This is a genomic window from Paractinoplanes globisporus DSM 43857, assembly GCF_000379645.1.
Classification (GTDB): domain Bacteria; phylum Actinomycetota; class Actinomycetes; order Mycobacteriales; family Micromonosporaceae; genus Actinoplanes; species Actinoplanes globisporus.
Window position 1 is genome coordinate 13300 of the sequence record NZ_KB903327.1, and the last position, 26149, is coordinate 39448.

General features: G+C 73.6%; 5 protein-coding genes. All 5 read left to right on the top strand.

What is annotated here, in order from left to right; translation table 11 throughout:
* The first annotated feature begins 46 nt into the window (after window positions 1-46).
* Window positions 47-991: a methionyl-tRNA formyltransferase gene (locus A3CQ_RS0136905; protein ID WP_026206625.1), complete on the top strand. Its 945-nt coding sequence runs from the start codon at window positions 47-49 to the stop codon at window positions 989-991.
* A gap of 91 nt (window positions 992-1082) precedes the next feature.
* Window positions 1083-5156, top strand: a complete 4074-nt coding sequence (locus A3CQ_RS0136910) for a non-ribosomal peptide synthetase (protein ID WP_020515988.1) — start codon at window positions 1083-1085, stop codon at window positions 5154-5156.
* The gene (locus A3CQ_RS0136915) at window positions 5153-15454 is read left to right on the top strand and encodes a non-ribosomal peptide synthetase (RefSeq protein ID WP_020515989.1); all 10302 of its coding nucleotides are present in this window, start codon (window positions 5153-5155) and stop codon (window positions 15452-15454) included. The genes A3CQ_RS0136910 and A3CQ_RS0136915 overlap by 4 nt, the downstream gene beginning before the upstream one ends.
* Window positions 15451-25935, top strand: coding sequence for a non-ribosomal peptide synthetase (locus A3CQ_RS0136920; protein WP_020515990.1), 10485 nt, complete (start codon window positions 15451-15453; stop codon window positions 25933-25935). The genes A3CQ_RS0136915 and A3CQ_RS0136920 overlap by 4 nt, the downstream gene beginning before the upstream one ends.
* Entirely contained in the window at window positions 25932-26132 is a 201-nt protein-coding gene (locus A3CQ_RS0136925; RefSeq protein WP_020515991.1) for an MbtH family protein, read from the top strand. The genes A3CQ_RS0136920 and A3CQ_RS0136925 overlap by 4 nt, the downstream gene beginning before the upstream one ends.
* Window positions 26133-26149: the final 17 nt, after the last annotated feature.

Consider the following 26149-nt stretch of genomic DNA (forward strand, 5'->3'; position numbering starts at 1 on the left):
TTAGACTAACCTAACTTTTGCCGGGATGGATGGGCGAGGAGGAACCGTGCGGGTAGTCATGTTCGGGTACCAGACGTGGGGTCATCGGACCCTGCAAGCCCTTCTGGACTCGGAACACGAGGTCACGCTGGTGGTCACCCACCCGAGGAGCGACCACGCGTACGAGCGGATCTGGAGCGACTCGGTCGCCGAGCTCGCCGCCGCTCACGGCGTCCCGGTGGAGGTGCGCGACCGGCCCGAGGACGACCTGCTCGGCCCGCTCAAGGAGGCAGACCCCGACATCATCGTGGCGACCAACTGGCGCACGTGGATCCCGCCCCAGATCTTCTCGCTCCCCCGCCTCGGCACGCTGAACGTGCACGACTCGCTGCTGCCCAAGTACGCCGGCTTCTCCCCGCTGATCTGGGCGCTGATCAACGGCGAGAAACAGGTCGGGGTCACCGCGCACATGATGGACGGCACCCTCGACGCCGGCGACATCGTGCTGCAGCGCTCGGTCCCGGTCGGCGACCGGGACACCACCACTGACCTCTTCCACAAGACGCTGGATCTGTTCGGCCCGATAGCCGTCGACGGGCTCGCGCTGATCGCCTCCGGCCGCACCGACTGGACCCCGCAGGACCGCTCGCGGGCGAGCTTCTTCCACAAGCGCTCGGAGGAGGACAGCCGGATCGACTGGGCGTGGACGGCCGAGGAGCTGGACCGGCTGATCCGCGCGCAGTCCGACCCGTACCCGAACGCGTACGCCTTCCACAACGGACAGCGGCTGCGGATCGTCGCCGCGCACGTCTCCGACGGCATCTACGGCGGTACGCCCGGCCGCATCTTCTACCGCGAGGGCGACGCCGTGGTCGTCGTGGCCGGCGCCGAGGCCCGCCGGGGCACCAGCCACGGGCTGGCGATCGACCGGATCCGCCGCGACGACGGCACGGAACTCTCCGCCGGCGAGTACTTCCGCTCGATGGGCGGATACCTGACCTCCCACCCCTAGGCCGGCTTCTCCCAAACGAAACCGGGGCCGCGCCGACGAGGGCGGGGCCCGGATGCCACGCGCCCCCATCCCGGACCATCAGGAGCGACGCATGCACGACACGATCGAGGCGAATCGATGGTCCCGCGGCGGACCACTCACCGTCGCGCCGGCCACGCTTCCCGAGGTGTTCGCGGCGAGCGTCCGGCGCGATCCGGGCGCGGTGGCCGTGGTCTACGAGGACGCCGAGATCAGCTACGCGGAACTGGACACGCGGGCGAACCGCCTGGCCCACCTGCTGATCGCGCACGGCGCCGGCCCGGACCGGGTGGTCGGGCTCGCGGTGCCGCGCTCGATCGAGATGATCGTGGCGGAGCTGGCCGTGCTCAAGGCGGGCGCCGCGTACCTGCCGCTGGACCCGGCGGACCCGGCCGGGCGGCTCGGCTACCTGATCGCCGACGCGAGGCCGATCTGCCTGGTCACCACCGCCGAGGTCGACGATCGGCTGCCCAGTCCGAAGGGCCTGCCGCGGCTGCTGCTCGACGACCCGGCGGTGACCGCCGAGCTGTCGGCCGCGCCGGAGACCGATCCGGTACGCGACGGGCTGCGGGTCGAGCACGCCGCGTACGTCATCTACACCTCCGGCTCCACCGGCCGGCCCAAGGGGGTGCTGCTCACCCACTCCGGCGTCGCGAAGCTGATGTCCACGCAGTTCGAGCGGTTCGGGCTCACCCCGGACGTCCGCGTGCTGCACTTCGCCTCGCCCAGCTTCGACGTCGCGTTCTGGGACCTGGTGCTGTCGCTCGGCTCCGGCGGCCGGATCGTCGTCGTGCCCGCCGACCGCCGGGTGGCCGGGCTCGCGCTGACCGAGTATGCGATGCGGCACCGGACGAACTTCATGATCCTGCCGCCGGCGCTGCTGGCCGCCCTGCCGCCGGAGTGCGAGCTGCCGCCGGGCATCCTCCTGGCCGGCACCGAACGGGTCTCGCCGGAGCTCGTCGCCCGCTGGGCGCGCCATCGCCGGATGTTCAACGCGTACGGGCCGACCGAGGCCACGGTGAACTCGACGCTCGGCGAATGCGACCCGGACGCGATCGTCGGCTCGTCGGTGCCGATCGGCCGCCCGGACCCGGCCACCGACGCGTACGTGCTGGACCCCGCCCTGCGCCCGGTCGCGCCCGGCGTCCCCGGCGAGCTGTACCTGGCCGGGCCGGGCCTGGCCCGCTGCTATGTGAACCGGCCCGACCTGACCGCCGAGCGGTTCGTCGCCAACCCGTTCGACCAGACCGGCGGCCGGATGTACCGCACCGGCGACGTCGCCCAGTGGCGGGAGGACGGCCGGCTGGACTTCCTCGGCCGCGTCGACGATCAGGTCAAGGTCCGCGGCTACCGGATCGAGCTCGGCGAGATCGAGTCGGTGCTCGGCCGCCATCCCGGGGTCGGCCAGGTCGCGGTGATCGCGCGCGAGGACCGGCCCGGCGACGTCCGGCTCGCCGCCTACGTCGTGCCCTCCGACGGCGCCGCCGCTCCGCGGGAGAGGGCGGACGCCCAGGTCGCCGAGTGGAAGGAGCTGCACGAGCTGCTCTACCGGGCCGGCCGGGTGGAGGCCTTCGACGAGAACTTCACCGGCTGGAACTCCAGCTTCGACGGTTCGCCGATCCCGCTCGACCAGATGCGCGAGTGGCGGGACGCGACCGTCGCCAGGATCAAGGCCCTTGCCCCGCAACGGGTTCTGGAGATCGGGGTCGGCAGTGGACTGCTGCTGTCCCGGCTCGCGCCGGATGTGGAGAGCTACTGGGGCCTCGACCTCTCCGAGGAGGCCATCGCGACGCTGCGCGGACCGACCGCCGACATGCCGGGCGTGGTGCTGCGCGCGCAGCCGGCCCACGACCTGACCGGGGTGCCCGAGGGTTACTTCGACACGGTCGTCATCAACTCGGTGGTCCAATATTTCCCGAGCGCCGACTATCTGACCTCGGTCCTGCGCGCGGCGGTCACCCGGCTCGCCCCCGGCGGACGCATCTTCGTGGGCGACGTCCGCAATCTGCGGCTGCATCGGGCGCTGCACGAGGCGATCGCGGCCGTGCGGCCGGGCCGCGACGTCGAGGCGGCCCTGCGGGCCGAACGCGAGCTCCTGCTGGATCCGGACTATTTCGCGACTCTCGGCATTGCCGGGATTTCATTCGCGGACGTACGCGCGAAGCAGTCCCGCCACGACAACGAGCTGACCCGCTACCGGTATGACGTCATACTCTTCACGTCGGCGAGGGAAGAACCACCAGTCGAGCAGACCTACGCCGTCTTCCCGCTCGGCGAGGCTCCGGCCGGCGACTACCCGCTCGCGAACGCCCCGGCCGCGTTCACCGACCCGGCCGCGCTCGTCAAGGCGCTGCGCCTGCACGCCGAGTCCTGGCTGCCCGCCTACCTGGTCCCTACCGGGTACGTGCTGCTCGATGCGCTGCCGGTGCTGACCAGCGGCAAGCTCGACCGGGCCGCGCTGCCCGCCCCCGACTACGCCGTGCTCGCCACCGGCACCGCCCCCCGCACCCGGCGCGAGAAGATCCTCTGCGAGCTCTACGCGGACGTGCTCGGCGTGCCCGGCGTCGGCATCGACGACGACTTCTTCGGCCTCGGCGGCGACAGCATCGTCTCGATCCAGCTCGTCCTGCGCGCCCGCGCCGCCGGCCTGGTCTGCACCGCCCGCCAGGTGTTCGAGACCCGCACGGTCACCGCCCTCGCCGAGGTGGTCACCGACCAGGAGACCGCCCGCCCCGAGGCACCGGACGACGGAATCGGCGAGATCCCGTTCACCCCGATCCTGCGCTGGCTGGACGAGACCGGCGGCGATCTCACCGCGTTCAGCCAGTCGATCGTCGTCACCACTCCCCCGAGCGCCAACGCCGGCGACCTGGCCGCGGTCCTCGCCGGGCTGACCGATCGGCACGACCTGCTGCGCGCCACGCTCGACCGGGAGGCCGGAGTGCTGCGGGTCGCGCCGCGGGGCTCGACCGGACCGTGGCTCCGGGTGGCCGCCGAGGGCGCGACGATCGCGGCCGAGGAGCAGGCGGCGGCGCTGCGGCTCGACCCCGCCCACGGCGTGATGGCCCAGGCGGTGTTCTTCCCGGCCCGCCGCGAGCTGCTGCTGGTCGTCCACCACAGCATCGTCGACGGGGTCTCGCTGCGGATCCTGCCCGACGACCTGGCCGCGCTCGGGGAGTCGCGCACCCCCTCGTGCACCGGCACCTCGTTCCGCCGCTGGGCCCTGGGCCTGCGCGATGCGGCCACTCGGCGAAGCGCGGAACTGCCGATGTGGCAACGGATCCTCGACGGCCCGGATCCGGCGCTGAGCCACCGCCCGCTGCGCCCGGTCGAGGACCTGGCATCGGTCGCCCGCCACACCGTGCGGCTCCCGGCCGGCCGCACCGAGCCGGTCATCGCCCGGGTCGCGCCGGCCTTCCACGCCGGCATCAACGACGTTCTGCTCACCGGCCTCGCCCTCGCGGTCGCGAAATGGCGCGGCGGCGGCGAACGGTCCGTGCTGATCGCGCTGGAGGGGCACGGCCGCGAGGAACAGGTCGTCCCCGGCGCCGACCTCGCCTCGACGCTCGGCTGGTTCACCAGCGTGTTCCCGGTCCGGCTCGACCCGGGCGACGCCGACCTCGCCGACGCGCTCGCCGGCGGCCCGGCCGCGGGCACCGCGCTCAAGCGCATCAAGGAACAGCTACGCGAGATCCCGGACCACGGCATCGGCTACGGCCTGCTGCGCTACCTCAACCCGGAGACCTCCCCCGCCCTGGCCGCGCTGCCCACCCCGCAGATCAGCTTCAACTACCTCGGCCGGTTCGCCGCCGGGTCGGGCGAGGACTGGGCGCCGGTCGCCGGGCACGGGATCCTGGCCGGCGGCTTCGACCTCGGCATGCCGGTCGCGCCCTACATCCTCGAGATCAACGCGTACGTGCAGGACGCCGCCGACGGCCCCGAGCTCGGCGTGACCTGGGCCTACCCGCGGGACCTGCTGTCCGCCGAGGCGGTCGCCGAGCTGGCCGACGGATGGTTCGCCGCGCTCGAGGCGCTGGTCGAGCACGTGCGGGGACCGGTCGCCGGCGGGCTCACCCCCTCCGACCTGACGCTGACGCTCGGCCAGGACGAGATCGAGGAGTTCGAGGCCGAATGGGAGCTTCCGTGACCGCGCCCGCCTCCGGCATCAGCGACATCCTGCCGCTCACCCCGCTGCAGGAAGGCCTGCTGTTCCACACCCAGCTCGCCGCCGACGGCCCGGACGTCTACACCGGACAGTTGACGATCTCACTGACCGGCCCGGTGGACGCCGGCCGGATGCGCGCGGCCGGGCAGGCGTTGCTCGACCGCCGGCCCAACCTGCGGGTGGCGTTCCGCCGCCGCAGGAACGGCCAGGCGGTCGCGATCGTGCCGAGGCAGGTCGCCCTGCCGTGGACCACGATGTCGCTCGGCGCCGAGGAGTTGCCGAAGTTCCTCGACGACGACCTGGCCACCCGCTTCGAGCCGGCCACCGCGCCGCTGCTGCGGATGGCACTGGTCTCGCTCGGCCCGGACGACCACCGGCTCGTCGTCACCCACCACCATTTGCTGCTCGACGGCTGGTCGGTGCCGCTGCTGCTGGACGAGCTCTTCGCGCTGTACCGCGGCGACGCGCTGCCCCCACCCGCGGACTTCCGCACCTACCTGGCCTGGACCGCCGAGCAGGACCGGACGGCCGCCGCCGAAGCCTGGCGGTCAGCTCTCGCCGGGCTCGATGGGCCGACCCGGCTCGCCGGGCATCCGCCGGCCCGCGCGGTGGTGCCCGACCGGCTGCGGCGCGACCTGCCGGCCGCGCTCACCGCCCGGCTGACCGCGCTCGGCCGCGCCGAGGGGCTCACGCTCAACACGCTCGTCCAGGGCGCCTGGGCGATCGTCGTCGGGGCACTGACCGGACGCGACGACGTCGTGGTCGGCGCCACGGTTGCCGGCCGCCCACCGGACCTGCCCGGCTCGGACACGATGATCGGCCTGTTCCTCAACACGATCCCGGTCCGGGTACGCCTCGACCCGGCCGCGCCGGCCGTCGCCGCGCTGCGCGACCTGCAGGACGGACAGGCCCGCCTGATGGACCACCAGCATCTGGGCCTGGCCGAGATCCAGCAGTTGGCGGAGCATGGCGAACTGTTCGACACGCTGACCGTCTTCGAGAATTACCCGCTCGGCTCGTCGCTGCCGGCGGCCGGCGGCGAAACCCGGGTCACCGGGGCCTCGATCCGGGACTGCGCGCACTATCCGGTGACACTGACCGCCCGCCCGGGCGAGCGGATGCACCTCGACCTGGAGTACCGCGGCGACCTGTTCACCCCGGCCGCCGCCGCGCGCCTGCTGGACCGGCTGACGGTGGTGCTGACCCGGCTGTGCGACGCGCCGTCGGCCCGGCTCGCCACGGTCGAGGTGCTCGACCCGGCCGAGCGAGCCCGGCTGCTCGACGTGGTCGCCGCGCCGCTGCCCGCCGCCACGATCCCGGATCTGCTCGCCGCGCAGACCGACCGGACCCCGGACGCGGTGGCCCTCGTCGCCGGCGGCCGCGAGTGGACGTTCGCCGAGGTCTCAGCGTGGGCCGGCGTGCTGGCCGCCCGGCTGTGCGAGCTGGGGGTCGGCCGCGGCGACCGGGTCGCGCTCGCGCTGCCCCGGGCGCTCACCCCGCAGGCAATGTTCGGGGTGATGACCGCGGGCGCCGCCTATCTGCCGCTCGACCTCGACCAGCCGCGTGAGCGCATCGCCGCGATGCTCGAGGATGCCGCGCCCGCGGTTGTCGTCACCGAGGAGAGTGTCGCCCTGCCCTGGGACGGGCCGCGGCTGCACGTCGCCGAGCAGGTGGCGGCCGACGAGGCCGACGGCGAACCGGTCTCGGCCGAGGACCCGGCCTACGTCATCTACACCTCCGGATCCACCGGACGGCCCAAGGGCGTCGTGGTGCCGCACCGAGGAATCGTGAACCTGTTCGCCACTCATCGCGCGCGGTTCATGACGGGTCCGAAGCGGCGGGTCGCGCACGTGGCCTCGTTCACCTTCGACGGATCCTGGGAACCGCTGATCTGGATGCTCGACGGGCACACCCTGCACGTGCTCGACGCCGACGTCTACCGGGACGCCGCCGCCACCGTCGGCTACCTTCGCGAGCAGCGGATCAACTTCCTCGATGTCACGCCGACCCACCTGCGCGAGTTGATTCCGGCCGGGGTGCTCGACGCCGGCCTGAGCATGCTGCTGGTCGGCGGCGAGGCGACCGATCCTAAGCTGTGGCAGCAGATCACCGCGGTCGACGGCCTGGACTGCTACGACCTGTACGGACCGACCGAGGCCTCGGTGGACGCCTACGGGTGGACCGGTCCGGCGCGGGAGCCCTACCGACTCGCGAATGTGCGGACCTACGTGCTCGACGCGGCGCTGAGGCCGGTGCCGCCGGGGGTTCTCGGCGAGCTGTACGTGGCCGGCGCCGGCCTCGCCCACGGCTACCTCAACCGCCCCGGCCTGACCGCGGAACGGTTCGTCGCGGATCCGAATGGCGGCCGGATGTACCGCACCGGCGATCTGGTCCGGCGCAACGACGACGGCGTGCTGGAGTTCGCCGGTCGCGCGGACCGCCAGGTCAAGGTGCGCGGCTTCCGGATCGAGCTGGGCGAGATCGAGGCGGCGCTGGGCGGCCAGAGCGCGGTGGTGGTCCGCGATGGGCGGCTCATCGCCTACACGGTCGGCCCGGCGGACCTTCCCGGGCTGCAAAAGAAGCTGCCCGGCTACCTGATTCCGTCGGCGTTCGTCGAGGTCGACGCCCTGCCGCGGACGGTCGCCGGCAAGCTCGACGTGACCGCTCTGCCCGACCCCGGCATCTCAGCGCCGACCGGCGGCCGCACCGCCCGGAGCACCCGCGAGCAGCAGCTGTGCGACCTGTTCGCCGAGGTGCTCGGCCTCCCCTCGGTCGGCATCGACGACGACTTCTTCGCGCTCGGCGGCCACTCGCTGTCGGTGATGCGCCTGGCCGGGCGGGTACGCGCGGCGATGGGCGTCGACGTGCCGGTGCGCGCGGTGTTCGAGGCGCCGACCGTGGCCGCGCTGCTGCCGCGCCTCACCGGCTCGACCCGGGCGCCGCTGACCGCGCAGCCGCGACCCGATCGGGTCCCGCTCTCCTTTGCCCAGCAACGGCTGTGGTTCCTCTACCGGCTCGAAGGACCGAGCCCGACGTACAACATCCCGATCGCGTGGCGGCTGCGCGGCCGGCTGGACGCGGACGCGCTGATCGCCGCGGTCGCCGACGTGGCCGAGCGGCATGAGACGCTGCGCACGGTGTTCGCCGACGACGGCGGCGAGCCGTACCAACGGATTTTGCCTCCTGGTCCGGTCCCGGTGCCGGTCGAACAGGTCACCGAGGGTGAGCTGGCCGTGCGGCTGGAAACCATCGGCGCCTACGGGTTCCGGCTCGACCAAGAGGCACCGCTGCGCGCCCACCTGTTCCGCGTCGCACCGGACGAGCACGTCCTCGTTCTCCTGGTGCATCACATCGCCGGGGACGAGTGGTCGGACGTGCCGCTTCGCCGCGACCTCGTCGCCGTCTACACCGCACGCTGCGCCGGCCTGGCACCGGCCTTCCCGCCCCTCCCCGCGCAGTACGCGGATTTCGCGCTCTGGCAACGGAATCAGCCGCTGGACATCGCGGGCTGGCGGGAGGCGCTCAACGGACTCCCCGACGAGATCGACGTCCCGGCCGACCGGCCCCGCCCGGCCGAGTCGAGCTACCGCGGCGACGTGGTCCGCTTCGACCTGCCCGGCGAGGTGACCACACCGCTGCGCGCCCTCGCCCGGGACACCGGCACAAGCATGTTCATGGTCGTACAGGCCGCGGTGGCAGTGCTGCTGACCCGCCTCGGCGCCGGCACCGACATCCCGCTCGGCTCACCCGTGGCCGGCCGCCCGGACCCGGCCGTGGACGATCTGGTCGGCTTCTTCGTCAACACTCTCGTCCTGCGCACCGACACCAGCGGCGACCCTTCGTTCCGGGAGCTGCTCTCCCGCGTACGGGAAACCGATCTTGCCGCTCTTGATCGTCAGGACGTGCCGTTCGAGCATCTCGTGGAGGCGCTCAACCCGGTCCGGTCCCTCGGCCGGCACCCGCTGTTCCAGACGATGGTCTCCTACCTGAGCGAGGACTCCGGCACCTGGCATCTCGGCTCGCTGCGGGTCGAGACCGAGCATGTGCGGCAGCGGGTCGCGATGTTCGACCTGTCGTTCGACTTCTTCGCGACCCGCGACGGGGTGCGCGGAGAACTCGAGTTCGCGACCGACCGCTTCGACCGGTCGTCGGCCGTCGTGCTCGCCGAGCGCCTGAACCGGGTCCTTGCCACGGTCGCCGCGGATCCCGCCGCGGTCGTGAGCCGGATCGACGTGCTGACGCCGACGGAACGGGCTCGCCTGCTGCCGGCCCGCCGAAGCGAGGTTCCGCCCGGGTCCATCGTGGACCTCTTTGAGGCTCAGGCGGCCGCCACGCCGTATGCCGTGGCGCTGGTCTCCGGCGGCCGCGGCTGGACCTTTGCGGACCTGGACGAATGGTCGTCGGGGCTGGCCGGTGCGTTGGCGGCGGCAGGGGTCGGCCGGGGTGACCTGGTCGCCCTGGCTACCGTGCGCCCGCTGACCGTGCCCGTCATCCTGGGCGTCCTCAGGTCGGGTGCGGCCTATCTGCCGCTCGACGCCCACCAGCCGAGCGACCGCGTGGCCTCGATGCTGGACGACGCCGCGCCCGCGATGCTGGTCGCCACCGAGGGAATCGACGTGCCGTGGACCGGCCCGCGCCTCGTCGTCGGCCACGACGCTCTGCCGAACCGGGGCGTCCGCCCGGCGGTCCGCGGCGACGACCCGGCGTACGTCATCTACACCTCCGGCTCGACCGGCAAACCCAAGGGCGTCGTCGTCCCCCACCGTGGCATCGTCAACCTCTTCGCCTCCCACCGCGACCGGCTCATGCCCGGCCCGAAACGCCGGGTCGCCCACACGGCGTCGTTCACCTTCGACGGATCCTGGGAGCCGCTGATCTGGCTGCTCGACGGCCACGCCCTGCACGTCTTCGACGACGACGAGTACCGCGACGCCCGGGTGCTGGTGCCGCTGCTGCGCGCGCGGCAGGTCGACCTGATCGACGTCACCCCGACTTACCTGCGCGAGCTGATCCCGGCCGGGGTGCTCGACGCCGGGCTCAGCATGCTGCTGGTCGGCGGCGAGGCCATCGATCCGCAGCTGTGGCAGCAGATCTGCGCGTTCGACGGCCTGACCTGTCACGACCTTTACGGGCCGACCGAGGCCTCGGTGGACACGTACGGATGGCACGGTCCTTCCCGGGATCCGTACCAGCTCGCCAACGTGCGCACCTATCTGCTCGACGCGGCGTTGCAGCCGGTCCCACCGGGTGTCCTGGGCGAGTTGTACGTCGCCGGGCCCGGCCTCGCCCACGGCTACCTCAACCGGCCGGGCCTGACCGCGGAACGGTTCGTCGCCGACCCCTTCCACGAGGGCCGGATGTACCGCACCGGCGACCTGGCCCGATGGAACCACGACGGCGCGCTGGATTTCGCCGGCCGCGCCGACGGCCAGGTCAAGGTGCGCGGCTACCGCATCGAACTCGGCGAGATCGAGGCCGCGATCGACCGGCCATGCGCGGTCGTGGTCCGCGACGGGCGGCTCATCGCCTACACGGTCGGCCCGGCCGACCTCCCCGGACTCCGGAAAAAGCTGCCCGACTACATGGTCCCGGCCGTGTTCGTCGAGGTCGACTCACTGCCCCGCACGGTGGCCGGCAAGCTCGACGTGGCCGCCCTACCCGCACCTGACCTGTCGTCGCTCAGCCGCGGCCGGGCCGCCCGCAACCGTCGGGAACGGCAGCTGTGCGACCTGTTCGCCGACGTGCTCGGCCTGCCCGCCGTGAGCGTCGACGACGACTTCTTCGCGCTCGGCGGCCACTCGCTGCTGGTGATGCGCCTCGCCGGGCGGGTACGCGCCGAGATGGGCGTCGACCTGCCGGTGCGGGCCGTCTTCGACACGCCGACCGTCGCCGCGCTGCTGCCCCGCCTCGCCCGGACAGACCGGGAGCCGGTCACCGCGCGTCCCCGGCCGGCGCGGGTGCCGCTCTCCTTTGCGCAGCAACGGTTGTGGTTCCTCTACCGGCTCGAAGGGCCGAGCCCGACCTACAACATCCCGATGGCGTGGCGCCTGTGCGGACCGCTCGACCGGGAGGCGTTGACCGCCGCGGTCCGGGACGTCGCCGAGCGGCACGAGACGCTGCGGACCGTCTTCCCCGAGGTCGACGGCACGCCGTATCAACACGTCCTCGACGCCGGGGAGGTGCCGGTCATCTTCCACTCCCGCGGCGACCTGGACGGCGCGGCCTCGCACGCGTTCGAGCTCGACTGGGAAGCGCCACTGCGCGTGGACATCTTCCCGGCCGGGCCGGACGAGCACGTGATGCTCGTGCTGCTGCACCACATCGCCGGCGACGAGTGGTCGGAGGAGCCGCTGCGGCGGGATCTGAGCATCGCGTACGAGGCCCGGCGCGCCGGTCGCGCGCCGTCGTTCTCGCCGCTTCCGGTGCAGTACGCGGATTTCGCGCTCTGGCAACGGGATCAGGCGCTCGACGTCGCGGGCTGGCAGGAGGCGCTCGCCGGGCTCCCCGAGGAACTGGACCTGCCCGCCGACCGGCCTCGCCCGGCCGAGGCGAGCTACCACGGCGGAATCGTCGAGTTCGCCGTGCCCAGCGAGGTGACCACGCGGCTGCGCGCCCTCGCCCGGAACACCGGCACGAGCATGTTCATGGTCGTCCAGGCCGCGGTCGCGGTGCTGCTCACCCGCCTCGGCGCCGGCACCGACATCCCCCTCGGCTCACCCGTGGCCGGCCGCCCGGACCCGGCGCTGGACGATCTGGTCGGCTTCTTCGTCAACACCCTGGTCCTCCGCACGGACACCAGCGGCGACCCTTCGTTCCGGGAGCTGCTCTCCCGCGTACGGGAAACCGATCTTGCCGCCTTTGATCGTCAGGACGTACCGTTCGAACACCTCGTCGAGGCACTCAACCCGATCCGGTCCCTCGGCCGGCACCCGCTTTTCCAGACGATGGTCTCCTACCAGCCCGGCAGCGGCGACGTGTGGCGCCTCGGCGACCTCGACGGACGTCCGGAACCGGTCGGCCACCGCGCGGCGATGTTCGACCTCTCCTTCGACTTCGCCGACGCGGCCGGCGGCATCGAGGGCATCCTCGAGTTCGCCACCGACCGCTACGATCCCGCCTCGGCCCGCACCCTGGTCGATCGCCTGCAGCGGGTCCTCGCCACGGTCGCCGCCGATCCCGCCGCGGTCGTGAGCCGAATCGACGTCCTGACGCCGACGGAACTGGCTCGCCTGCTGCCCGCCCGGCACGGCGAGGCTCCGGCCGGGTCCATCGTGGACCTGATCGAGGCGCAAGCCGCCGCCACGCCGCACGCCGTCGCACTGGTCTCCGGCGGCCGCACCTGGACCTTCGACGAGCTCGACGACTGGTCGTCGGGGCTGGCCGGTGCGCTGGCCGCGGCGGGGGTCGGCCGGGGTGACCTGGTGGCTCTGGCCACCGCCCGCCCGCTCACCGTGCCCGCCATCCTGGGGGTCCTCAAGTCGGGTGCGGCCTACCTGCCGCTGGACGCCGCCCAGCCCGCCGCCCGGATCACCGCAATGCTGGACGACGCGGCGCCCGCGATGCTGGTCGCCACCAACGGAATCGACCTGCCGTGGACCGGCCTCCGCCTCACGGTCGGCGACGGCGCCTTGCCCAACCGCGGCGTCCGCCCGGCGGTCCGCGGCGACGACCCGGCGTACGTCATCTACACCTCCGGCTCGACCGGCAGGCCCAAGGGCGTCGTCGTCCCCCACCGCGGCATCGTCAACCTCTTCGCCTCCCACCGCGCCCGGCTCATGCCCGGCCCGAAACGCCGGGTCGCGCACGTCGCCTCGTTCACCTTCGACGGATCCTGGGAGCCGCTGATCTGGCTGCTCGACGGACATGCCCTGCACGTCCTGGACGACGACGAATACCGCGACGACGCCGCACTCGTCGGCTATGTGCGCGAACACCGGGTCGACGTGCTCGACGTGACCCCGACCTACCTGCGCGAGCTCATCCCGGCCGGGGTGCTCGACGCCGGACTGAGCATGCTGCTGGTCGGCGGCGAGGCCATCGATCCCCAGCTGTGGCACCAGATCTGCGCGGTCGACGGCCTCGACTGTCACGACCTCTACGGGCCCACCGAGGCCTCCGTCGACGCCTACGGCTGGTCCGGCCCGGCCCGAACGCCCTACCGGCTCGACAATGTCCGGACCTACCTGCTGGACGCCGCCCTGCAGCCGGTCCCGCCGGGCGTCCTCGGCGAGCTGTACGTGGCCGGCCCCGGCCTCGCTCACGGCTACCTCCACCGCCCGGGCCTGACCGCGGAACGGTTCGTCGCCGACCCCTTCCACGAGGGCCGGATGTACCGCACCGGCGACCTGGCCCGCTGGAACCACGACGGCGCGCTGGAGTTCGCCGGCCGCGCCGACGGCCAGGTCAAGGTGCGCGGCTTCCGCATCGAGTTGGGCGAAATCGAGGCCGCCATCGACCGACCGTGCGCGGTCGTGGTCCGCGACGGGCGGCTCATCGCATACACAGTCGGGCCGGCCGACCTTCCCGGACTCCGAAGAAAGCTGCCCGACCACCTGATCCCGGCCGCATTCGTCGAGGTCGACGCGCTGCCCCGCACGGTCGCCGGGAAGCTCGACGTGGCCGCGCTGCCCGCACCCGACTTCGGCGCGCTCAGCCGCGGCACCGCCGCCCGCAACGACCGCGAGCAGCAGCTGTGCGACCTGTTCGCCGACGTGCTCGGCCTGCCCGCGGTCGGCGCCGACGACGACTTCTTCGCGCTCGGCGGCGACAGCATCGTCTCGATCCAACTGGTCAGCCGGGCCCGCGCGGCCGGTCTCGGGATCAGCCCGCGCGACGTCTTCCGGCACAAGACCCCGGCCGCGCTCGCCGTGGCCGCCGTCGTCGAGGCCCCGACCGTGACGGAAGAGCCGAGCCACGCGTGGGGCACCGCTCCGCTGACCCCGGTCATGCGCTGGTTGTTCGATGTGGACGGTCCGATCCGGGGTTACAGCCAGTCGATGCTGCTGCACGCCCCCGCCGAGGTCACCGCCGGCCGGCTCACCGAGGTGGTGCAGGCGCTCGCCGACCGGCACGATCTGCTGCGCGCCCGCATCACCGCGGACGGCATCGAGATCCCCGAGCCGGGAGCGCCGATCGATCCGGTACGGGTGGAGACGGGCGACCCGGCCGCGCTGCCGCGGATCGCCGCCGAGGCCCGCGACCGGCTCGACCCGGCCCGGGGCGTGCTGCTGCAGGCGGTGCTCACCGGCCCGTTCCTCCTGCTCGTCCTTCATCACCTGGTCGTCGACGGCGTCTCGTGGCGGATCCTGCTGCCCGACCTCGCCGACGCCTGGCCGGGCCGGGAGCTGCCCCGGCCGGGTACCTCGTTCCGGCGATGGGCCCGCGAGCTCGACCGGCTCGCCCGCGATCCCCGCACGGAGAGCCAGTTGCCGTACTGGGCCGAGGTCCTCGACGGGCCGCGCGCCGTGCTCGGCCACCGCGAACTGGATCCGGCCCGGGACACCGTCGGCACCTGCGACGAGCACACCGTTACGCTGCCGCCGGACGAGACCGAGCCGCTGCTGACGAGCGTGCCGGCCGGCTTCCACGCCACGGTCGAGGACGTGCTGCTGACCGGGCTGGCGCTCGCCCTGCGCGACTGGGCGGGCAGCTCGGGCTGGCTGGTCATGCTGGAGGGGCACGGGCGGGAGGAGCAGCTCGTGCCCGGCGCCGACCTGTCCCGGACGGTCGGCTGGTTCACCACCGAATACCCGGTGCGGCTCGACCTCGGCGCGGAGAACCCCGGCGACGCGCTGAAGGTCGTCAAGGAGCGCCTGCGCGCGGTGCCGGACCACGGCGTCGGCTACGGCCTGCTGCGCTGGTCGCATCCCGCGGCCCCGCTGGCCGGCAAGCCGCAGCCGCTGATCGGGTTCAACTACCTCGGCCGGTTCACCGCCGGGGACGCGGGTGAGGGGCCGTGGGAGCCGGCCGGCGAGGGCTGGGGCGGCGGCGCCGACGAGGGCATGCCCGCCGACTACCCCCTCGAGATCAACGCCATCACCGAGGACCAGCCCGGCGGGCCCCGCCTCGCCGCCACCTTCACCTGGCCGCGCGGCCTGCTCGCCGCCGAGCGGGTGCACGAGCTGGCCGACCGGTTCCGGGCGGCGCTGCGCGCGCTGGCCACCGGCTCGGACGGCGGCCACACCCCGTCCGACCTGGATCTGGTCGACCTCAGCCAGGACGACATCGACAGCCTCGAGGCCGACTTCGCCGGCTTCGAGTCCGAGTGGGAGACGCAGTGACGAACAAGATCGGGCTCCAGGACGTGCTGCCGCTGTCGCCGCTGCAGGAGGGCCTGCTGTTCCACGCCCTGTACGACGCCGACCGGCCGGACGTCTACACGGTGTCGACCGCCCTCGACCTCACCGGCGACCTCGACGTCGAACGGCTGCGGGCGGCGGGGCAGGCGCTGCTCGACCGGCACCCGAACCTGCGGGCCGGTTTCCGCCGCACGGCCAAGGGCACGACGGTCGCGGCGATCCCCACCCGCGTGCGGCTGCCGTGGGAGTACCGCGCGACCGAGCCGGAAGTCGAGGAGACTCCGCGTTTCGACATGGCCCGGCCGCCGCTGCTGCGAATGACGCTGACCCGGCTCGCCGAGGACGTCCACCGGCTCGTCATCAGCCACCACCACATCCTGCTCGACGGCTGGTCGTCGCCGCTGCTGGTCCGCGAGCTGTTCGACCTTTACGCCGGGCGGGAACTGCCGCCGGTCACCCCGTACAAGAACTACCTGGCCTGGCTCAGCCGCTGGGACAAGCCGGCCGCCGTCACCGCCTGGCGCGAGGCACTCTCCGGTCTGGACGAGCCGACCCGGATCGGCGCCCCCACCGAGCCGTCGATCCCGGACTCGGTCGAGACCGCACTCCCGGAACCGCTGAGCGCCCGCCTCACCGCCCTGGCCCGCACCCACGGCTTCACCCTCAACACGCTCGTCCAGGCCGCCTGGGGACTGCTGCTGGCCCGTACCACCGGCCGTGACGACGTGGTCTTCGGCGCGACCGTCTCCGGCCGGCCGCCGCAGCTGCCCGGGGTCGAGTCGATGATCGGCCTGTTCATCAACACCGTCCCGGTGCGGGTGCGGATCGACCCGGCCGAACCCGCCCGCGACCTGCTGATCCGGCTGCAGGACGAGCAGGCCGCGCTGATCGAGCACCAGTATCTCGGCCCCGGCGAGATTCAGCGCCTGGCCGGGCACGGCGAACTGTTCGACACGCTGACCGTCTTCGAGAGCTACCCCGGCGGGCCCGCCGAGCCGGTGCCCGGACTGCGGATCACCGAGGCGTACGACGAGGACGCCACCCACTACCCGGTAGTGCTGACCGCCGAGCCGGGCGAGCGCATCCACCTGGCGATCAGGCACCGCGTCGGCGCCGCTGCCGCCCAGAACCTGCTGGACCGGCTGGTCCGCATCCTGACCGCGATCGCCGACGACCCGTCCCGCCCGGTCGGTCGCATCGACATGCTCGAACCGGCCGAGCGTTCCCGGCTTCTCGACGACTGGGCCGGCCGCACCGACGGCATCGAGCTCACCACCTTCCCGCGCCGGTTCGCCGAGATGGCCGCCGCGTACCCCGAGCACGTCGCGATCGTCTGCGAGGACGAACAGGTCACGTACGCGGAACTCGACGCCCGCTCGGACCGCCTCGCCCGCTCCCTCGCGGCCCGGGGTGCGGGTCCCGGCGAGGTCGTCGCGGTCGCGCTCCCCCGCTCGGCCGACCTGATCACCGCGCTGGTCGGCGTGCTCCGCTCCGGAGCCGCGTACCTCGCGCTCGATCTCGACTACCCGCCGGAGCGCCTGCGGTACATGCTGGACGACGCCCGTCCACTGTGCACCGTCACCGCGGCCGACCTGGCCGGCGACGGACCGCATGCCGAGCCGCGCGAGCCCGGGCCGCTGGATGCCGCGTACGTCATCTACACCTCGGGTTCCACCGGCCGGCCCAAGGGCGTCGTCGTCGCCCACGAGGGCGTGGCCAAGCTGCTCGCCACCCAGACCCGGCGGATCGGCGTCACCGAACACAGCCGGGCCCTGCAGCTCGCGTCGCCCAGCTTCGACCTCGCCTACTGGGAGATGTGCTGGGCGCTGCTCTCCGGCGGCACCCTGGTCGTCGTGCCGACCGAGCTGCGGTCGCCGGGCGCGCCACTGGTCGACTACATCGTCAAGCACGAGGTCACTCACCTGGCGCTACCGCCGTCGGTGCTCGGCGCGCTGCCGGCCGGCGTCCGGCTTCCGCTCGGCGTGCACCTGCTGGTCGGCACCGAGGAGGTCCCGGCCCGCCTGGCCGAGCGGTTCGCGCCCGGCCGGCACATGTTCAACGCGTACGGGCCGACCGAGACCAGCGTCAACGCCACGCTGTGGGAGGTCGCGCCGGTCGCGGGCGGAACCGTGCCGATCGGCGTGCCGGACCCCGGACAGCTCGCCTACGTGCTCGACGGCGGCCTCAACCCGGTGCCGCCCGGCATTGTCGGCGAGCTCTACCTCGGCGGCCTCGGCCTCGCCCGCGGCTACCTGAACCGGCCCGCCCTGACCGCCGAGCGTTTCCTGCCGGATCCGTTCGCCGGCAACGGTTCCCGGATGTACCGCACCGGCGATCTGGTGCGCTGGACCGATCGGGGCGCGATCGAGTTCGCCGGCCGGGCCGACCACCAGGTGAAGATCCGCGGCTTTCGGGTCGAGCTCGGCGAGATCGAGGCCGTCGTCGCCCGCCAGCCGGGCGTCGGGCAGGCGGCCGTGGTGCTGCGCACCGACGCCGGCACCAAACGCATCATCGCGTACGTCGTGGGGGGCGCCGACCCGGCCCGACTTCGTACGGATGTGAGCACGGTCCTGCCCGACCACATGGTCCCGGCCGCGTTCGTGCCCCTCGAGAAGCTCCCGGTCAACGTCAACGGCAAGCTCGACCGGGCCGCGCTGCCCGCACCCGACTTCACCGCCGGCCGCACCGGACGCGCCCCGCGCACGCCCCGCGAGAAGCTGCTCTGCGACGTCTTCACCGAGGTCCTCGGGGTCGAGAAAATCGGCATCGACGACGACTTCTTCGCGCTCGGCGGCGACAGCATCATGTCGATGCAACTGGTCGGCCGGGCCCGCACCGCCGGTCTGGTGCTCTCGCCCCGCCAGGTCTTCCAGAACCGCACCCCGGCCCGGCTGGTCGCGGTGGCGGGCACGGTCACCGGCGCCGACGCCGTGCCGGCGAACCTGTCGCTGGTCACGCTCTCCGAGGCCGACCGGCGCGAGATCGCCGGGCTCGGTTTCGACGTCCGCGAGGTGCTGCCGCTCGCGCCGCTGCAGACCGGCCTGCTCTTCCACACCCTGCTCGACGAGGCCGGCCCGGACGTCTACACGGTCCGGATGGTGTTCGACCTGACCGGTCCGGTGGACGCCGACCGGCTGCGCGCCGCCGCCGAGGCGCTGCTCGACCGGCACGGCAACCTGCGCGCCTCGTTCCACCACCTCACCTCGGGCACCACGGTCAGCGTCGTCCCGGCCACGTCCACTGTGGCCTGGACCGAGGCCGACGCCCCGGACGAGCAGGCCTGGCAGCGGGTTCTCGACCAGCGGGCCCACCGGTTCGACCCGGCGGCGGGCCCGCTGATCCGGTTCGCGCTCGTGCACACCGGGCCGGACACCCACCGACTCGTGCTCACCCACCACCACCTGCTGCTCGACGGCTGGTCCCGCGGGCCGCTGATGGCCGAGCTGTCCGCGCTCTACCGGGATCCGTCGGCGACATCGACCGGCCGCCCGTTCCGCGACTACCTCGCCTGGCTGGCCGGGCAGGACCGGTCGGCCGCCGAACGGGCCTGGACCGCCGCGCTGGCCGGACTGGCCGAGCCGACCCGGGTCGCGTCCGGCGGGCAGCGCGAGGCGCTCACCCCTTCGGCAGTCGAGGTCGAGCTCGCGGCCGACCGGACCGCCGCGCTCACCGCGATCGGCCGGGCCCGCGGGCTCACCCTCAACACCGTCGTCCAGGCCGCCTGGGCGCTGCTACTGGCCCGGCTGACCGGCCGCGACGACATCGTTTTCGGCGCGACCGTCTCGGGCCGCCCGCCGCAGCTTCCCGGCGTCGAGTCGATGGTCGGCCTGTTCATCAACACCGTGCCCGTACGGGTGCGGATCGACCCGGCCGAGCCCGCGCACACGCTGCTGGACCGGCTGCAGGACGAGCAGTCCGCGCTGATGGAGCACCAGTACCTCAGCCTCACCGACATCCAGCGGATCGCGGGGCGGGGCGAGCTGTTCGACACCCTGGTGGTGTTCGAGAACTATCCCGACGACGGCGCGGAGGCCGGCGGGCTGCCGGTCACCGGGACCGAGGGGCACGACGCCACCCACTATCCGCTCACCCTGATCGCCGAGCCCGGGGAGACGCTACGGCTCGCGATCGAGTTCCGGCCGGACGTGGTCGATCCCGCCCTCGCCGCCCGCCTCGCCGACGGCCTCGTCGCGCTGGTCGACGGGCTCGCCGCCGGGCTGGACGCGCCGGTCGGCCGGATCGGGCTGCTCGACACGCCGCCGCCCGGGGGCACCGGCGAACTCCGTGAGCTGCCGCCGACGACCCTGCCCGCTCTCGTCTCCGCCCAGGTCGAGGCCACTCCGGACGCCCTGGCCCTGGTCGGCCCGGCCGGGGAGAGGCTGACCTACCGCGAGCTGGACGCCCGGATCGACCGGCTCGCCCGGGTGCTGGCCGCGGCGGGCGCCGGGCCGGAAACCGTGGTGGCGCTCGCCCTTCCGCGCTCGGTCGAGCTCGTGGTCGCGATCCACGCCGTGGTCCGGGCCGGCGCCGCCTACCTGCCGCTGGACCTCGACCACCCGGACGCCCGCCTGGCCGGGATGCTGGCCGACGCGCGGCCGGTCGCGGTGCTCGCGCTCTCCTCGACGGCCGTCCGGCTGCCGGGCGAGGCGATCCGGCTGGACGAGCCGCTCGACGACCCGGCGATCACGCCGGTCGCGCCCGGGCCGCGGCACCCGGCGTACGTCATCTACACCTCCGGCTCGACGGGCGCGCCAAAGGGTGTCGCCGTCGAGCACGCCGGCATCGTCAACCGGCTTCTCTGGATGCAGCACGAGTACGCGCTCAGCGGCGAGGACCGGGTGCTGCAGAAGACCCCGGCCGGGTTCGACGTGTCGGTATGGGAGTTCTTCTGGCCGCTGATCGCCGGCGCCACCCTGGTCGTCGCCAGGCCGGACGGTCATCGCGACCCCTCCTACCTCGCCGATCTGATCCGGCGAGAGGCCGTCACCACCGTCCACTTCGTCCCGTCGATGCTCGCGGCGTTCCTGCCCTCGGCCGAGGGCTGCCCGAGCCTGCGCCGGGTCGTCTGCAGCGGCGAGGCCCTGCCGGCCGCGCTTGCCGACCGCTTCGCCGAGGTGCTCCCGGACGCCGGGCTGCACAACCTCTACGGCCCGACCGAAGCCTCGGTGGACGTCACTTTCTGGCCCGCCGCGAGGGAGACCGGCACGACCGGCGTGCCGATCGGCGGCCCGGTCTGGAACACCCGGGTGAGCGTGCTAGACGACGCGCTGCGCCCGGTGCCCCTCGGCGTACTCGGCGAGCTGTATCTGGCCGGGGTCCAGCTCGCTCGCGGCTATCGCGGGCAGCCCGGCCTGACCGCGGGCCGGTTCGTCGCCGACCCCTACGGCGGGCCGGGCGAGCGCATGTACCGCACCGGCGACCGGGTCCGCTGGATCGCCGAGGGCGTCCTCGAATTCCTCGGTCGCGGCGACGGCCAGGTCAAGATCCGCGGGCAGCGGGTCGAGCTCGGCGAGATCGAGGCCGCGATCGGCCGGCCCTGCGCGGTGGTGATCCGCGACGGCCGCCTGGTCGCGTACGTCGTGGGCCCCGCCGACGCCGACGCGCTTCGTAAGAAGCTGCCCGACCACATGGTGCCGTCCGCGTTCGTCGAGCTGGACGCGCTGCCGGTGAGCGTCAACGGCAAACTTGACCGGGCCGCGCTGCCCGCCCCCGACTTCGCCGCCGCGAGCACCGGCACGGCCCCACGCACGCCGCGCGAGCAACTGCTCTGCGACCTGTTCGCCGAGGTCCTCGGGGTGCCGACGGTCGGCGCCGAGGACGACTTCTTCGGCCTGGGCGGGGACAGCATCGTCTCGATCCAGCTGGTCGGCCGGGCCCGCGCGGCCGGCCTGTCACTGACCCTGCGGCAGGTGTTCCAGCTGCGCACCCCGGCCGCGCTGGCCACAGCGGCCGGATCCGCGTTCACCGCGGCCGGCGGCGAGGGCGCGCTGGTCGAGCTGACCGACGCGGAGACGGCGGAGATCGCCGGGCTGGGCCTGGACGTGGCCGAGGTGCTGCCGCTCTCGCCGCTGCAGGCCGGGCTGCTGTTCCACGCCGCGTTCGACGAGGGCGGCCTCGACCTCTACACCGTGCAGATGGTCTTCGACCTGCCCGCCTCGGTCGACCCCACGCGCCTGCGCGCCGCCGGGCAGGCCCTCCTCGATCGGCACGCGAACCTGCGCGCCTCGTTCCACCAGCTCGGCTCCGGCCGCCCGGTCGCGGTGGTCTCCCGGCACGTCGGCCTGCCCTGGGCCGTCGTCGACCTGGGCGCGGAGGACGAGGCCTGGGAGCGCTGTCTCGCCGAGGAGGGCCGCCGTTTCGACCCGGCCACCGCGCCGCTGCTGCGGATGATGCTGGTCCGGGTCGCGGGCGGTTTCCGGCTGGTCCTCACGCACCAGCACATGCTGCTCGACGGATGGTCCCGCGGGCCGCTGATCGAGCAACTCGCCGCCCTCTACGCGGGGCAGCCGGTCGAGGCCACCCCGTACCGGGACTTCCTCGCCTGGCTCGCCGGGCAGGACCGCGCCGCCGCCGAGGACGCCTGGCGGACCGCGCTCGCCGGCATCGAGGACGCCACCCGCCTCGCCCCGGCCGACCCGCAGCGCGAACCGGCCGTCCCCGAGCTGATCGACCGTGAACTGCCCCGGCACGTCACCGACTCGCTCGTGGCGCTCGCCCGCAGCCGTGGCCTGACGCTGAACACGCTGGTGCAGGCGGCGTGGAGCATCGTGCTGGGCCGGCTCACCGGCCGGGACGACGTGGTGTTCGGGGCCACCGTCTCCGGCCGCCCGGCTCAGCTGCCCGGCGTCGAGTCGATGATCGGCCTGTTCATCAACACCGTGCCGGTCCGCGTCCGGATCGATCCGGCCGAGCCCGTCCGGGCCCTGCTCGCCCGGGTGCAGGACGAGCAGTCGGCGCTGCTCGACCATCAGTACCTCGGGCTCGCCGACATCCAGCGGCTGGCCGGCGCCGGCGAGTTGTTCGACACGCTGCTGATCGTCGAGAACTACCCGGACCGCGGCGACGACCCGGAGTCGCTGCTTGCCGCGGCCGACGCGGGCGGCCGGGATGCCACCCACTATCCGCTCACCGTGGTCGCCGATCCCGGCGAGCGCCTGCGGATCGGCCTGGAGTACCGGCCCGACCTGTTCACCGGCGTAGTCGCCGGGCGGGTCGTCGCCGCGGTCGCCGCGGTGCTGACCGCGTTCACGGTCGACCCGTCGCGCCCGGTGGGCCGCCTCGACCTGGCGTCCGGAGAGGACCGGGAGGGCTGGAACCCGGGCCCGATGACCCCCGCCGACGATCCGACCGTCACCGACCTGTTCGAGCGGCAGGCCGCCGAGTCACCGGACGCCGTCGCGGTCGTCTGCGGAGAGACACGGTGGACGTTCGCCGAGCTGAACGCGCGGGCCAACCGCCTCGCCCGGCTACTGGCCGCACGCGGGGCGGGCCCCGAGGACATCGTGGCGATCGCCCTGCCGCGCACCGCCGACGCGATTACCGCGATCCTCGGCGTGCTCAAGTCGGGCGCCGCGTACCTGCCGCTGGACCCGGCCTACCCGGCCGCGCGGATCGCCGCGACGCTCGGCGACGCGAAGCCGAAGCTGCTCATCACGGCCGAGGGCGTGGAGATCGCGACCGGCCTCCCGCGGGTGCTGGTCAACGAGAGCGAGCACGACGCATCGAATCTGGGTCGCCGGGTCGACCCGCGCCATCCGGCCTATGTCATCTACACCTCCGGCTCGACCGGACGGCCCAAGGGCGTCGTGGTCACCCACCGGAACCTGGTCAACCTGTTCCGCAGCCACAACGCCCAGCTGCACCGGCCCGCGCGCGCGGCCACCGGGCGGCGGCACCTGCGGGTCGGGCACGCCTGGTCGTTCGCGTTCGACGCCTCCTGGCAGCCGCAGCTGTGGCTGCTCGACGGCCACGCCCTGCACATCGTCACCGAACAGATCCAGCGCGACCCCGAACAGATGGCCACGCTGATCCGCGACGAGGGCATCGACTTCATCGAGCTGACCCCGTCGCACCTCGCCCAGGTCGCCGACGCCGGGCTGATCCGGGACGGGAAGTGCCCGCTCGCCGTGGTCGGGGTCGGCGGCGAAGCGATCGCCCCGGCGTTCTGGGAGCGGCTCGGGTCGCTGCCGGACACCGAGGCGTTCAACCTGTACGGGCCGACCGAGGCCACAGTGGACGCGTTGTCGGCCCGGGTCGCCGACACCCCGACGCCGGTCATCGGCCGGGCCGTCGGCGGCGCCCGCGCCTACGTCCTGGACCACGCCCTGCGGCACGCGCCGGCCGGGATCGCCGGCGAGCTCTACGTGGCCGGGGCCGGGCTGGCCCGCGGCTATCTGGGCCGGCCCGGGCCGACCGCCGAGCGGTTCGTCGCCGACCCGTACGGCCGTCCCGGCGACCGCATGTACCGCACCGGCGACCTGGTCCGCTGGACCGACGACGGCCGGGTCGAATACCTCGGCCGGGTCGACGAGCAGGTCAAGATCCGCGGCTTCCGGATCGAACTGGGCGAGATCGAGACCGTGCTCGCCGCGCAGCCCGGCGTCACCGAGGCGGTCGTGATCGCCCGAGAGGACCGTCCCGGCGTCCGCCGGCTCGCCGGCTACGTGGTCGGCGCGGAAACCCTGGACACGGCCGCGCTTCGCGCCGCGGTGGCCGCCGAACTGCCCGACTACATGGTCCCGGCCGCGCTGATCCGGCTCGACCGGCTGCCCACGCTCGCCAACGGCAAGCTCGACAAGGCCGCCCTGCCCGCCCCTGACCTCGGCGGAGAGAACAAGGGCCGGGAGCCCGCGAACGACCGCGAACGCGCGCTGAGCGAGGTCGTGGCGGCCGCGCTCGGCCTCGACACGGTCGACGTCGAGGCCGACTTCTTCGCGCTCGGCGGCGACAGCATCGTGGCCATGCAGCTGGTCGGCCGGGCCCGCGCGGCCGGCCTGCGGATCACCCCGCGCCAGGTGTTCGCCGAGCGCACGGTGGCCGGGCTCGCGCTGGTCGCCACCGCGCTCGACCCGGCCGGTTCGCCGGAAGCCGACGGCGTCGGCGCGTTCCCGCTCACGCCGGTGATGCGCTGGCTCAGCGAGGTCGACGGGCCGATCGACGGTTTCAACCAGTCCGCGGTGGTGCAGGTGCCGGCCGATCTCGGCTGGGAGCCGCTGCTGGCCGCGCTGCAGGCGGTCGTCGACCGGCACGACCTGCTGCGGGCGCGACTGGACCGCGGCGGCGACTGGTCTCTGACTGTGCCGCCGCCCTTCTCCACAAAGGCCGCCGGCTTCACCGTCCGCGTCGACGTCGAGGGGCTCGACGAGCGCGGGCTCTGGGATGCGGTGGCCGAGCAGGCGCGGATCGCCCAGGCGGCGCTCGACCCGGACCACGGCGTGATGATCCGGGCCGCCTGGCTGGACGCCGGCCCCGAACGGCCGGGCCGCCTGTTGCTGCTCGTCCACCACCTGGTCGTCGACGGGGTGTCGTGGCGGGTGCTGCTGCCCGAGATCGGCGCGGCCTGGCGGGACGCGGTCGCCGGCCGCGCCCCGGTCACCGCGGCCACCGGCACCTCGTTCCGGCGATGGGCCACCGGGCTGACCGCGCAGGCGCTCTCGCCGCAGCGGGAGGCCGAGCTTCCGATGTGGACCGAGCTGGTCGGCAAGGGCGATCCGCTACCGGTCCGCCGCCCGCTGGACCCGAAGGTCGACGTGGCCGGCACGCTCCGGGACCTCACGCTCACGCTGCCGGCCGACGTCACCGAGGCGCTGCTCACCCGGGTGCCGGCGGCGCTCGCCGCGAGCATCAACGACGTGCTGCTCGGCGCGCTCGGCGTCGCCGTCGCCCGCTGGCGCGAGGGCGACGCCGTCCTGGTCGCGCTGGAGGGCCACGGCCGCGAGGAGCACCTGGTCCCCGGGGCCGACCTGTCCGGCACGGTCGGCTGGTTCACCACCATCTTCCCGGTCTGCCTGGACACGGCCGGAATCGACCTGGCCGGGGAGGCGGCCGTGGCCGAGGCGGTGATCCGGGTGCGCGACCATCTGGCCGCGCTGCCCGACAACGGCATGGGTTACGGCCTGCTGCGCTACCTCAACCCCCGCACCGGACCGGCGCTGGCCGCGCGGCCGCACCCGCCGATCCAGTTCAACTACATGGGCCGGTTCGACTTCCCGGACGCCGCGGACTGGGAGTACGCGCCGGAGGCGGAGGCGGCCGAGAACGGCGCCGACGACGCCATGCCCGAGACGTACGAGCTGGTGGTCAACGCCCAGACCGAGGACCGGTCGGGCGGCCCACAGCTGGTCGCCACCTGGGCCTGGCCCGACGCCGTGCTCGACGAGAAGTCCGTCCAGGACCTGGCCGCGGCCTGGTTCGACGCCCTGCAAGCCCTGACAACCCACATCCCGACGAGGAGTACGCGATGAGCACCAACCCGTTCGACAACGCCGACGGCACGTTTCTCGTGCTGGTGAACGACGAGAACCAGCACAGCCTGTGGCCGGAGTTCGCCGAGGTGCCGGCCGGCTGGCGGACCGTCCACGGCCCGGCCGGGCGGCAGGACTGCCTGGACTACGTGAACGCCAACTGGACCGACATGCGGCCGCAGAGCCTGATCTCCTGAAATCGGGAAGGACCGGC

What these genes read in the sequence shown, in the direction of transcription:
- A3CQ_RS0136925 (WP_020515991.1), top strand. Translation starts at nt 25,932, where the DNA reads ATGAGCACCAACCCGTTCGACAACGCCGACGGCACGTTTCTCGTGCTG.
- A3CQ_RS0136910 (WP_020515988.1), top strand. Translation starts at nt 1,083, where the DNA reads ATGCACGACACGATCGAGGCGAATCGATGGTCCCGCGGCGGACCACTC.